The 12,879-nt window shown below is 38.7% G+C and carries 14 protein-coding genes; 5 read left to right on the forward strand and 9 right to left on the reverse strand.

What is annotated here, in order from left to right:
• Nucleotides 1-67 precede the first annotated feature (67 nt).
• Complete coding sequence (gene bshA / locus B2W36_RS00505) at nt 68-1,210, reverse strand: N-acetyl-alpha-D-glucosaminyl L-malate synthase BshA (protein ID WP_209581770.1); 1,143 nt, start codon at nt 1,208-1,210, stop codon at nt 68-70.
• 360 nt (nt 1,211-1,570) lie between these two features.
• Here bshA and B2W36_RS00510 point away from each other — a divergent pair, with 360 nt between their 5' ends.
• The 5 genes from B2W36_RS00510 (at nt 1,571) to B2W36_RS00530 (ending at nt 5,378) form a co-directional block, all read left to right on the forward strand.
• Nucleotides 1,571-2,290: a DUF1003 domain-containing protein gene (locus B2W36_RS00510; protein ID WP_209581766.1), complete on the forward strand. Its 720-nt coding sequence runs from the start codon at nt 1,571-1,573 to the stop codon at nt 2,288-2,290.
• Complete coding sequence (arfB, locus tag B2W36_RS00515) at nt 2,287-2,691, forward strand: alternative ribosome rescue aminoacyl-tRNA hydrolase ArfB (protein WP_209581763.1); 405 nt, start codon at nt 2,287-2,289, stop codon at nt 2,689-2,691. Before B2W36_RS00510 ends, arfB begins: the two co-directional genes overlap by 4 nt.
• A 135-nt stretch (nt 2,692-2,826) precedes the next feature.
• Nucleotides 2,827-3,195, forward strand: coding sequence for a BlaI/MecI/CopY family transcriptional regulator (locus B2W36_RS00520; RefSeq protein WP_293879627.1), 369 nt, complete (start codon nt 2,827-2,829; stop codon nt 3,193-3,195).
• A 29-nt stretch (nt 3,196-3,224) separates the two neighbouring features.
• A complete protein-coding gene (locus tag B2W36_RS00525; protein WP_293879628.1) occupies nt 3,225-4,469 on the forward strand; it encodes an energy transducer TonB in 1,245 nt (414 codons plus the stop codon).
• Between the two features lie 18 nt (nt 4,470-4,487).
• Nucleotides 4,488-5,378: a hypothetical protein gene (locus B2W36_RS00530; RefSeq protein WP_293879629.1), complete on the forward strand. Its 891-nt coding sequence runs from the start codon at nt 4,488-4,490 to the stop codon at nt 5,376-5,378.
• Here the strand turns inward: B2W36_RS00530 and B2W36_RS00535 are convergent.
• From B2W36_RS00535 to B2W36_RS00570, 8 genes are all read right to left on the reverse strand, one after another.
• Nucleotides 5,281-5,676 carry a chaperone modulator CbpM gene (locus B2W36_RS00535; protein WP_293886108.1) on the reverse strand — a complete coding sequence of 132 codons (396 nt, stop codon included), beginning with the start codon at nt 5,674-5,676 and terminating at the stop codon, nt 5,281-5,283. The genes B2W36_RS00530 and B2W36_RS00535 overlap by 98 nt on opposite strands.
• Before the next feature lie 4 nt (nt 5,677-5,680).
• Nucleotides 5,681-6,595: a J domain-containing protein gene (locus B2W36_RS00540; protein WP_293879631.1), complete on the reverse strand. Its 915-nt coding sequence runs from the start codon at nt 6,593-6,595 to the stop codon at nt 5,681-5,683.
• A gap of 157 nt (nt 6,596-6,752) precedes the next feature.
• The gene (locus B2W36_RS00545; RefSeq protein ID WP_293879632.1) at nt 6,753-8,327 is read right to left on the reverse strand and encodes a M28 family peptidase; all 1,575 of its coding nucleotides are present in this window, start codon (nt 8,325-8,327) and stop codon (nt 6,753-6,755) included.
• Between the two features lie 177 nt (nt 8,328-8,504).
• Nucleotides 8,505-8,951, reverse strand: coding sequence for a ribose 5-phosphate isomerase B (gene rpiB, locus B2W36_RS00550; protein ID WP_209581732.1), 447 nt, complete (start codon nt 8,949-8,951; stop codon nt 8,505-8,507).
• Between the two features lie 13 nt (nt 8,952-8,964).
• The gene (tatC, locus tag B2W36_RS00555) at nt 8,965-9,825 is read right to left on the reverse strand and encodes a twin-arginine translocase subunit TatC (protein ID WP_209581730.1); all 861 of its coding nucleotides are present in this window, start codon (nt 9,823-9,825) and stop codon (nt 8,965-8,967) included.
• Between the two features lie 76 nt (nt 9,826-9,901).
• Complete coding sequence (gene accC / locus B2W36_RS00560) at nt 9,902-11,257, reverse strand: acetyl-CoA carboxylase biotin carboxylase subunit (RefSeq protein WP_209581726.1); 1,356 nt, start codon at nt 11,255-11,257, stop codon at nt 9,902-9,904.
• A 74-nt stretch (nt 11,258-11,331) separates the two neighbouring features.
• Nucleotides 11,332-11,811, reverse strand: coding sequence for an acetyl-CoA carboxylase biotin carboxyl carrier protein (gene accB / locus B2W36_RS00565; protein ID WP_209581723.1), 480 nt, complete (start codon nt 11,809-11,811; stop codon nt 11,332-11,334).
• 74 nt (nt 11,812-11,885) lie between these two features.
• Nucleotides 11,886-12,875: a beta-ketoacyl-ACP synthase III gene (locus tag B2W36_RS00570; protein WP_209581697.1), complete on the reverse strand. Its 990-nt coding sequence runs from the start codon at nt 12,873-12,875 to the stop codon at nt 11,886-11,888.
• Nucleotides 12,876-12,879: the final 4 nt, after the last annotated feature.

Genomic DNA, 12,879 nt, shown 5'->3' on the forward strand with positions numbered 1-12,879 from the left:
TTTTTGGAAATTTTCCAAAGGTCAAAGATAAAATATTTTTTTTATCCCCTAGGACTTAAAGTGATATTTATTGTGGTTTTATTGTTTCACTAATGACTTTTTGGTAATATTGTTCATAAAGAGGCATAATATTAGACAATTGGAATTCTTTGGCGTGATTTAATGCTGCTTCTTTAAATTTATCTAGACGCTCACCATCTTCGAGAATATAGATTGCATTTTTTGCCATGTCATCCACATCGCCTACCGCACTGAGAAATCCAGTTACACCATTTTCATTCAGCTCAGGTAAACCACCGGTATTGGAAGAAATCACCGGAACTTGACAGGCCATGGCCTCTAGTGCTGCGAGTCCGAAGCTTTCCGAGCTTGAAGGCATTAGGAAAAGATCCGATACAGACAGTATTTCTTCCACTGCATCTTGTTTACCCAAGAAACGTATGTCTTGACATACATTAAGTTCTCTCGAAAGCTCTTCTGCGTTTCGACGCTCAGGACCATCTCCTACCATTAAGAGCTTCGAAGGGATTACATCATGTACTTTCTTAAAAATACGAATGACATCTTCAGTATTTTTAACCTTTCTGAAGTTGGACGTATGAACCAATATCCGTTCATTGCCCGGAGCAATGGCTTTTTTGAAATGTGAACGGTCTTTATTGCTGAACCTGTCCAAATCAATAAAGTTTGGGATCACCTTGATGTCGCGGGTAATGTCAAAGTATCCCAGCGTCTGATCTTTTAGATTCTGTGATACAGCAGTTACGCCATCTGATTGATTGATGGAGAATGTAACAACGGGACTAAAACTCTTGTCCTTACCTACAAGTGTAATATCTGTGCCATGTAAGGTTGTTACTACCGGAATATTAATGCCATAGGTAGTAAGCAAGATCTGTTTTGCCATAAATGCCGCTGATGCATGTGGGATTGCATAGTGGACGTGGATCAAATCCAACTTTTCGAAACGAACAACATCTACCAGTTTGCTGGCTAATGCAGATTCATAGGGTAGAAAGTCAAAAAGCGGATATTGCGAAACAGCTACCTCATGGTAGTATAGGTTTTCAGAAAAGAAATCCAGCCGTGCAGGTTGTCGATAGGTAATAAAATGGATCTCATGTCCATTAGCGGCCAAAGCCTTTCCTAGTTCGGTTGCAACTACACCACTTCCACCAAAGGTGGGATAACAAACAATTCCTATTTTCATCTGCGTAATTATGTCTGAGCGTATATTTAACTGCATCTCTAGTATGCACTGTTCAATTTTGTTTAAAGGCTAACGTGAACCTCATGTTAGTATTCCGACTATTTTCGTCTAAACACATGCGATGTTTATCGCATATTTAGTACATTTATTCATCAGACAACGAAGAAGCAATTTTAGTCTAACGATTGTCTTCTTCAATCATTTCAAGAAAACATGAAAAATTTAGCATGCTTATTCCTAAATTTTGTGCTGCAAATTTCGACTATTTATGCGTAAAATAACAAAAACCAATTGCCATAGTTTTGTGAATTTTTTGATTGGTTAAAAAGCGCTATCTTTAAATAGACATTTAATCGGTATATGGATAACTTTATAAGTGATATTTCAGGACAGCAGTTTCCTTCTGAACAACGTATTTTGGGGGCTTCAATTCGACAGCCAATTTTTAAACTGATAAAAAAGGAGTATCCGAGCTTTGGTAAAGATAAATACATCGCTTCCACAGAGTTGACACGGTTCAAAGAAGCTTATATATCCGAATTTTTAAGGGATGAGTCGGGACAGTTAAGTCAACTCGATCAACAGGTAATTGATAGCTTCAAGGAAAATAAGGTAATCAGCGCGAGTCTGGATGGGGATACAAATGAACCGATCAGCTTAGGGGACAAAGTTGCAGATAAAGTGGCGGAATTTGGTGGAAGCTGGGTATTTATTATTTCTTTTATCTTTTTTTTGATCGTTTGGATCTTAGCCAATATCTATTGGTTAAATAATAAAGGTTTTGATCCCTATCCCTTTATTTTACTTAACCTGATTCTGTCCTGTGTGGCAGCGTTACAGGCTCCCGTTATTATGATGAGCCAAAATAGGCAGGAAGATAAAGATCGCGAACGGGCAAGAAATGATTATATGGTTAACTTAAAAGCCGAACTCGAAATTAGGGAATTGCATGAGAAAATTGATCACCTCATTATCCGCAAAGAGCAGGAACTTGCCGAAGTACAACGGGACCAAGTGGAAAAATTGGGTTTTTTACTAAAGAAAATGGAAAAGATAGAAGAAGCATTTAAAGAAAAATGAATTTAGAAGGAGTAATAGGCGAACTGACGTTTAAGTTTTCCAGGTCAGGCGGAGCAGGTGGACAACACGTAAACAAGGTGTCATCCAAAGTATTGCTGCAGTGGAATGTCGAGGTTTCCACAGCTGTTTCTGTTGAAGAAAAAGCGATGATTTATACAGTTTTGGCAAATCGCATAAATAAATATGGAATATTGCAACTGGAATGTGATATCGATCGATCACAGATTCGGAATAAAGAAATTGCAATCGATCGCTTTAGGCGTATTTTGGAGTCCGCGCTTGTACCAATAAAGGCCCGAAAGAAAACAAGAATACCTTATTCAAGTATTTTAAAAAGGTTAGACAGAAAGAAGCAACAAGCTCAACTGAAAGCTTCACGCAAGAAGAACTTCGAAGATTAAATTCGAATCTTTAATAATAAGCATTGTTTATCAGTTATTTATTTTAAAACTAAAAATACAGTTGTGAAACTAAATATTTAGTTTTAACTTAGATAACGTATTATTATTACAGTATTTTTTTATTCTATAGAGGTTATGGAAGATTTTAAAGAGTTAACGAAAGCTGAAGAGCAAATTATGAAAGAGCTCTGGGAGATGGAGCGTGGCTTTGTCAAAGAGATTATTGATCGGTTGCCAGAACCGAAACCTGCCTACAATACAGTGTCGACTATCGTTCGTATTCTCGAAACGAAGGGTTTTGTGACGCATGAATCTTTTGGAAAAAGCCATCAGTATTCACCGAAGATTTCAAAAGAGGAATATAAGAAAGGTCTTACAGGAAAATTACTAACCAATTATTTTGATAATTCCCCCAAAAGTATGCTTTCTTATTTTTTGGAAGAGAATAGATTAGACGTTAGGGAACTTGATGAAATCCTGTCTATAATTGAACGTAATAAGTAACAACCAAAACCTTTATAAACTTTTTGATTATGATTTATTTATTGATTGTCAATGTTTCATTGATTATCAGTTTTGTACTCTATAAACTGATTTTTAGAAGGCTCACTTTTTTTCAATGGAATCGGATCTATCTCATCGGAATGTCCATATTTTCGCTATTGGCTCCGGTAGGTATTTTTATTGAATTACCAAAGACTGAGCTGATTTCCAAACATCTTGTAAAGATCGATCTGGGAACATATGTGGATATAGGAATTGGAAGCTCAATTGAACAGCCCTTATTTTTTTTAGATATAATTGTAAAGATTTATTGGATAGGGGTGATACTCGCCTGCCTTTTCCTAATGGTCCGAATCAGCTATCTTTTTCGGGTATTGCGTTCTTCGCCTGATCACCTAAGTTTTTCCTTTTTTAATAGGATTGTAATCGGGAGATTGACCTACAACAAGGAAAATATTGCATGGCATGAACAGATCCATACTGAACAGGGGCATTCATACGACTTGCTATTGATTGAGATCCTGAAAATTTTCAATTGGTTCAATCCTGTTGTCTATTTTCTTCAAAGAGAAATACGGTTTCAACATGAATATATTGTAGATGAAATTTGTTCTGCCGATAAGGTGGCCTATGCAGAAATGTTGGTCGCTCATGCATTGCGAACAGACCAATTGGTTTTTTCACAAGAATTTTCGAATCATTCGTTTTTAAAGTTGCGCATCAGGATGTTATTTAAAGATAAATCGAACCCGAGACAGCGCCTGTTATATGTAACGGTGTTACCCATGCTATTTTTGATAACCTTATCTACTTTAGTATTCAATACGAGTAGGGCAAAAGGAATGGTTTTAGCTGTTGAGTCAGGGGTTAAGCAGGTGGCAACATTCGATCATCAGACCTACCCGCCTAAACAAACAAAGCGTAGCCACATACAGTCCAATGAACAATCGGATACGATGCCTTTTGATCAGGTCGAAGTGAAGCCAGTTCCAGAAAGAGGAATGCAGTCATTTATGATTTGGGTAGGCAATAATTTTCAGTTTCCAAAACAGGCTGTGGAACATGATGTCAGTGGTATGATTGAAGTCAATTTTATTATTGAAATAGATGGTAGCTTATCCCATATTAAAGTAAAAAAGGATCTCGGTTATGGCACCAAAGAAGCAACGTTGAAACTCATGGAACGTGCAAAGCGATGGAAACCGGCGCTCGTCGGCGGTAAACCAGTACGAGTTGCCTATACATTGCCCATTCGTCTTAATCTAGCAAAATAAAACATCAAGTATTATATTATGCACACCATAATCATCCGAGTCTTCTATGTCATTATCGCCTTTGCGACGCTCTCTTCATGTAAATCTTATCAGGTCGTTCCTAACGGTTTTGCTGTCGAGGGAGACGAATATTTTGTTAATCTCAATAAAGAGCTCACCGTATTTTTAGGGGATGATATTATGGAGGATAAAAATTGGCAAGGCAATACGAGTCCAATCAATGCCGATAAAGTTACGCGTAGGTTTCGCAAGGTGTTACGCCACTTGCGATATTCGGACACTGCTTACAGCGTGCTATTTTCTGGACATTTAGCGGGGAAATATAGCTATGATATGCTTGCCATAGTGAACAATTCACCAAATGTAAAAGGAAAGAAAAACCATCTGCTGAATCTAAGTTCTTTTCAACGTGAGCAGCATAAAGAAGGTCGATATTTTTATAACATCACAACGTTTAAAAGGCAGAAGTTGCTTCATTTTGTCATCCCTTTTAACGGCCGCCTTTGGCAAGAAAAAATGGTGTCTTTGATTTTTCTCGTCCCCGAGAATTTTACCGACGTTGCATGGGCTAAGGATATCGTAATGTCGAATGTGGCCATGTATCGCGATCGTTATAAGTTTACACCGAGCCGTACCGAAATTTTATGCCCAGATGACGGTATTAGCCGTTCACATTTGGATTATAAAATTCCTGAAGAAAAGATAAACAAAACAGGCTTTATGTTAATGAAAGCCTATGGTGTGGTTGAGGGGAAAAGAAAATTGGTTGTTTATCGTGTGATGAAGCCCAATGATTTTTATGGATCCTTTGTCACCTGTAAAGGAGATTATGAAATTCTGTACACGACTTTGAAAGATAAAATTGTTTGGCAGACCAAAGTAAATACAGAGCGAGATGTCGAATTTTAAAGAATAAATTAAAATCCNNGGATTTTAATTTATTCTTTAAATGCCAGATTTCATTTTGAAGCTGCTCCACTTTTTCCAATAAATGGCTGGCCACCTGAATTCCGGCAGGATTCACTTCTAGCTCGTAATAGAGATTTGAAAAACGTTCCAGTTTCTGAAGATCGTCTTCATCGATATATTGTTCTTCCTGTTGAATGACGATGTGTATGAGGCCATATTCCACCATGGTTTCCAAAAAGGTTGTTTCAACCTTTCTAGACTGACAGAAGTCTATGACTCTTATAAGTGTCGTTTCCATAATATTATTTCTTTAGATCCTTCAATTGTTGAAACAATGTTTTTTCTTCGGCAGTCAGATTACTCGGCATTTGTATATTCAATGTAACATATAGATCTCCAAATTCGCCCTCCTTTCGATACACAGGAAAACCTTTTCCTTTAAGACGCATTTTTGCACCATTTTGACTTTCAGCTTTTATTTTTAATTTTACTTTTCCACCGAATGTATCTAGCGTAGCCTCGCCGCCTAAGATAGCGGTGTAGAGATCGATGTCAAGTGTTGTATACAAGTCGCTTCCCTGACGTTTAAAACGACCATCGGGCGCGATGTTGATTGTTATGTAGAGATCTCCCTTTGGACCACCATTTATACCATCGCCTCCATAACCTTTAAGTTTGATTTTTTGTCCATCCTCGACTCCCGCATGAATCGTGATACGGATATTTTTTCCGTTGATATTAAATGTTTGTGAATGGGTGGTGTAAGCCTCTTGTAAAGATAAGCTGAGTTCGGCATTAAAATCCTGTCCACGGAATGTGCTTTGCCGTCCGCCACCACCTCTGCTCCCAAACATCTGTTCAAAGAAATCAGAAAATTGGCCGTCGTCAAAGTTTCCGGTATATTCGTAAGAACCGCTGTTTCCGCCAAATGGATTGCCTCCAGCCGACTGGGATTGGCGGTATTGCTGTTGCGCTTTTTCATATTCCTCCCCATGTTGCCAGTGCTCACCATATTGGTCATACTTTTTACGCTTTTCAGGGTCAGATAATACCTCATTTGCCTCATTAATCTCCTGAAATCTTTGTTTGGCCTCATTGTCGTTAGGGTTGACATCAGGATGGTATTTGCGGGCTAGTTTTCGATATGCTTTTTTGATCTCATCAGCTGAGGCTGTCTTATCAGTGCCAAGCACTTTATAGTAATCTACAAAAGCCATAAATTATACTTGTTTTTTGTATTAAAGTTAACAATAATTACCCATAAAATGTTTATCCTAAAGGTCATTTTACCGTATAAAAAAAGCAAGTAAACCTTTGTTCACTTGCCTTTTTTTATACGGTAAAATAATTTTAATTGCTGCGGATAATTCGGTCTTATTCCTTATTGGTGTCAACAACGAGGCGATTTTCCCGATTGGCAATTTGCCATGCAGTAAAGAATGCAAGTTGCTCGCGCTTTACCATCAAGGGAAAATCGATCTTGTCATAGGTGTCCGCAGGTGTGTGATAGTCCGGATGCAATCCCGAAAAATAAAAGACTGAGGGTATACCTTTTTTTGCAAAGTTGTAATGATCTGAACGATAATACAAACGCATGGGATCCTTTGGATTGTCATAGGTGTAGTCGATCTCCATTTTCGTATGCATCTCATTCTCATTCTTATTGATTTGATACAACTCCGAGCTCAATTTATCCGAACCAATCGCATGGATGTAATTGTGATTTCCTTTGAGATGCTTATCGTCGACACGACCAATCATATCAATATTAATGCAGGCTACAGTATTTTTCAATGGGAACACTGGATTTTCGGTATAAAATTTGGATCCTAATAATCCTTTTTCCTCTGCAGCGTAGGTAATGAACAACATACTGCGCCTAGGGCCATTTCCAGCAGATTTAGCCTTTGAAAAAACACGTGCCAACTCGAGAACAGCCGTTGTGCCCGAGGCATTGTCATCGGCCCCAAAGAAGATATTTCCTTTGGAATCTATTCCATCGTGGTCATAGTGGCCTCCAATCACCACGACTTCATCTTTTTTATCTGTTCCTTCCAGGTAACCAAGAATATTTGGGTCAGTTAGAGTAGTGGCATTGGTGCCAAACTCGGCTTTAAAATTAGTAGGAATAACAAAAGAACTTGGCTGTCCAGATCGATTAATCTTTGAAACTATAGCGGCAAGGTTAGTTCGCGCTAGATTCAAAACATAGTTGGCTGCATGATCAGTAATATTGACAACAGGGATCATAGGCGACTTCTCCGGTGCGGGTTGATCTATCGCTAAATTATAGCGTCCTTCTGTAGCCCGGTCTCCAGCATCTTCCAAAAGTTGAGATAATTGACTGTTAATAGCCAATATCATCTTAGGATTGTGTTTAAGGATTTCCTTAACTTTTTTATTTCTGGTTGTCGACCAGTTAGACGGAGTCTTTGTGCTGCTAATCCATGAATTACCCTTTTCATCCGTTGGTTCATGCTCATTGATTAGCATAACAATCTTATTATGGAGATCCATACCAGCGATATCCGAATATTTGGGATCATCAATACCATAGCCAATAAAAACAATTTCACTACCCTCGAAAAACTTGTTTTCATTGTTGCCAATGACAAAAATATCTTTGCCATGTTGAAAAGGTCTCTCATTAATACTAAATTGCTTTACCTTGAAGCTATTTCGAATAAGCTGCAAGGGTTGGAAATAAGATCCATTGACAGGTGCAGTAAGGCCATATTTTTTAAATTCATTGGCAATATATTCTGCAGCCAGGCGTCCGCCTTTTTGCCCCGTTCCTCTGCCTTCAAAATCAACAGAAGCTAAGGTGCGTAGATGCTTTTGCGTAGATTCTACGGTGATTTCCTCCGCATATTTACTGTTTACGTCCTGTGCTTTAGCACAGCTCATCAGCACGCATGCGATCCAAAGCAGGTTGTATATTTTTTTCATTGTTTATTTTTTACTGTTACTAGTTTGTAAGCTTTATCTTGAGTTTTCAGTTGGCTCCACCGCCGCTATCTTCTTACAGATAGATGTAAGTACGTTCAGTATCTGCACAATATATAAAAAAAAGCGGATGAAAAGTATTGTTTACCTTTCATCCGCATCTTAAAATATGTTAATTTATTAACAGCTACAAGCGATTTTGTCTACCCGATTAGCGTGACGGCCACCTTCGAATGCTGTGTTTATAAATGTATTGATAATCTTTTTAGCAAGCTCAAGATCGATAAAACGTGCTGGGATACACACTACGTTAGCATCATTATGCTGACGGGCCAAAGCAGAGATTTCCTCTAACCAGCAGATAGCAGCACGAATATTTTGGTGTTTATTGGCTGTGATGGCAACTCCATTTGCACTGCCACAAATTAAAACTCCGGCATCTGCTTCTTTATTTTCCACTGCTGATGCAACTGGGTGTGCGAAATCTGGATAGTCAACTGAGTCTGGAGAATTTGTCCCAAAATCTGTTACTTCATAACCCAATTCTTTCAAAAAGCTTACCAAAGCTGTTTTGTAGTCAAAACCCGCGTGGTCACTTCCAATTGCAATTTTCTTTACGCTGCTCATTTTTATTGTTATTTTATTTTTCTTGTGCTAATTTTTTTCTTTTAACATCCGCAGAAACCATAATACTGATTTCATATAATAGGAACATTGGTGCCGCAACTGTCAGCATGGTGATTATATCTGCCGAAGGTGTAATAACCGCAGCTATCACTAAAATAATGACTGTTGCATAACGACGGCTGGCTCGCATAAATTCCGGAGTCATAATACCGATTTTAGAGAGAATAAATACCAGTATCGGAAGTAGGAAGACAATACCACAGCCCAATGTTAAAGTTGAAATGGTCGAGAGGTAATTATCAATGGTAATCTGGTTGACGATTTCATCACTCAGCGATACATTTGCTAGAAAGTTGATGGATAATGGTACAACAATGTAGTATCCGAAGAGTGCCCCTAAAATAAACAATAGCGAAGCATAAAATACAAACCCACGGGCAGATCGTCTTTCTACGTCTGTTAAAGCTGGTTTTACAAATAACCAAATTTCAAAAAGGAGATAAGGAAAGCCCATCATCAAAGCCATCAATAAACAGGAGTTTATCTGAAGCATAAATTGACCTGCTAGTTCAGTATTGATGATATTAAAAGGAATTTTTTTTACACAAAAGTCTGCCAGATTAAAAGCGTCGGCTGCTTTACACATCATGCGATAAGTCCAAAAATTTAGATTCTTTGGCCCCATGATGATATCGTTAAATACGAAATCATAGAATGTAAAAGCAATACCTGCAAAGATACAGATCGCAATTGCCGAACGGACCAAATGCCATCTTAAAACCTCAAGGTGGTCAAAGAACGACATCTCTGCTTCTATGTTCTTCCCTTTATCTTTAATAGCTTGTATAAGATCTTTCGAATTAGGTGTACTCATAAAAATTGTTTGGAAACAAAAATACCATTCTTATTGTAAAGAATGGTATTTTTTATGTGTGTAAAGATAATTTTATTTAATCTTCTACAGGATATTCAGTTAGGTCAAAAGTTTCCATAAACTTCGTTGTGAAATTACCTGCTCTAAAATTAGGATCACGCATCAATCTTAAGTGCAAAGGGATGGTTGTTTTGATTCCTTCAATGACAAATTCGCTTAGTGCTCTTTCCATAGTGCTGATTGCTTCCTCACGCGTTTGTGCCACAGTGATTAATTTCGCAATCATCGAATCGTAATTAGGCGGAATGGTGTATCCTGAATATACATGGGTATCTACACGTACTCCATGCCCACCTGGTGAGTGAAAGTTCGTGATCTTACCTGGAGAAGGGCGGAAGTTATTAAAAGGATCTTCTGCATTGATACGACATTCAATGGCATGCATCTGCGGTTCATAATTTTTTCCCGAGATAGGAATTCCTGCTGCCACTTTAATCTGTTCTTTGATCAAATCAAAATTGATGACTTCTTCCGTTACTGGATGTTCTACCTGGATACGGGTATTCATTTCCATAAAGTAGAAGTTACGATGTTTGTCAACCAGGAATTCGATCGTACCAGCGCCCTCATAGTTCACCGCTTTGGCACCTTTGACAGCAGCTTCACCCATTTCGGCTCTCAACTCAGGAGTCATGAATGGAGATGGAGATTCTTCGATCAATTTTTGGTGACGGCGTTGAATTGAGCAGTCACGTTCAGATAGGTGACATACAGTGCCAAATTGATCACCTACAATCTGGAATTCAATATGACGAGGTTCTTCTACATATTTTTCAAGGTAGATTCCATCATTACCGAAAGCCGCAGCTGATTCAACACGTGCAGAATCCCACGCCGGTTCGAATTCTTCATCTTTCCAAATGATACGCATTCCTCGACCACCACCACCAGCAGTTGCTTTGATGATAACAGGATAACCGATTTCATTGGCTAATGAAATGCCTTCTTTTACATTTGAGATCAAACCTTCAGATCCGGGCACTGTAGGAACACCAGCTTTTTTCATGGTATCCTTAGCACGGGATTTATCACCCATTTTCTCGATCTGTTCGGCTGTAGCACCAATAAATTTGATGCCATATTCTGCACATATTGCTGAAAAGCGCGCATTTTCGGATAAGAAACCATATCCTGGATGGATTGCATCAGCATTTGTCAGTTCGGCAGCAGAAATAATATTCGGAATGTTTAAGTAAGAGTCTCTACTTGGAGGAGGACCGATACAAACGGCTTCATCCGCAAATCTTACGTGTAGGCTATCTCGGTCAGCAGTAGAATATACTGCAACACTTTTGATACCCATTTCACGACAGGTACGGATAATGCGCAGGGCAATCTCTCCTCTATTTGCAATTAATATTTTTTTGAACATTGTCTTGAATTATGAAGTTTGCAAAAAAATGTAGCCCTTTGGAGGCTACATATATTCATTTACACAATTGTAAATTATTTAGGCTCAACTAAGAATAATGGCTGGTCGAACTCAACAGGTTGAGCATCTTCTACCAAAATCTTAACGATTTTACCTGAAACTTCAGATTCAATTTCGTTGAATAATTTCATTGCTTCAACGATACATAATACAGAACCTGTATTGATATCATCACCAACATTGATGAAAGACGGTTTGCCAGGTCCTGCCGAACGGTAGAATGTACCGATCATTGGTGATTTGATTGTAATCAAGTTTGCATCTGCATTTGCGGCTGGCGCTGCAGGACTAGCTACAGGAGCTGGTGCCGCTGCTTGCGCAACTTGAGGAGCAGCGATAGGGGCAACAGCAGGAACAGAAGCTGTTACATACGTAGGCTCTTGATTTGTTTTTATTGTAATTTTAAAATCTTGCTCTTCAATCGAGACTTCATTCACACCTGATTTTGAAACGAATTTAATCAAGTCCTGAATTTGTTTGATATCCATACCCATAGTATTCTAGGTTTTGTTTGTTTCTAAAAAATTCTAACTGTCAAAAGTAATAAATTATACCATAAAATGGACAATTAATACGCCCATTTTAAATAGATGGATCCCCAAGTGAAACCACCGCCGAAAGCGGCAAGGATAAGATTATCTCCTTTCTTCAATTGCGATTCCCATTCCCATAAACACAAAGGGATTGTACCACTTGTTGTGTTACCATATTTTTGAATGTTCACCATGACCTTCTCATCCGGCAATCCCACGCGCTCTGCTGTAGCATCAATGATACGTTTATTGGCCTGATGAGGTACCAACCACGCGATATCTTCCGATTTAAGATTGTTTTTGACCATCACTTCGTGCGCAACATCTGCCATATTGGTTACCGCAAATTTAAATACTGTGCGGCCTTCTTGATAGGCATAGTGCAATCCGGCATCTACCGTTGCATGCGAGGCTGGGTTAAGTGATCCACCACCTTTGATATTCAAAAATTGTCCCCCAGAACCATCGGTTTTTAAAATTGCATCTTGTATACCTAAACCCTCTTCATTAGGTTCCAATAGGACACAACCACAACCATCACCAAATAGGATACAGGTATTGCGGTCTTGATAATTGATGACCGAAGACATTTTGTCTGCACCGATAACGAGTACTTTTTTGTGTGTACCGGCAATGATAAATTGCGTTGCCGTGTTCAAACCGAATAAAAATCCTGAGCATGCAGCCTGAAGATCAAATCCCCAAGCATTGGTCGCTCCAATTTTATCGGCAAGAATATTAGCTGTGGCAGGGAACAGCATATCTGGAGTACTGGTACAAAAGATGATGAGATCAATATCTGTAGCAGCTATGCCTCTTTTTTTCAATAAACCTTGAACGGCAGGTACAGCAAGATCTGAAGTAGCAAGCCCTTCGCCTTTTAAGATGCGACGCTCTTTGATTCCCGTTCTGGAAACGATCCACTCGTCGTTAGTGTCGACCATTGTTTCCAATTCTTTGTTGGTTAGGATGTAATCCGGAACGTAACCATTTACAGCCGTAATTGCGGCGTGAATCTTTGACATAAAT

It is taken from the genome of Sphingobacterium sp. UBA3549 (assembly GCF_002376635.1).
In the GTDB taxonomy this organism is placed as follows: Bacteria; Bacteroidota; Bacteroidia; order Sphingobacteriales; family Sphingobacteriaceae; genus Sphingobacterium.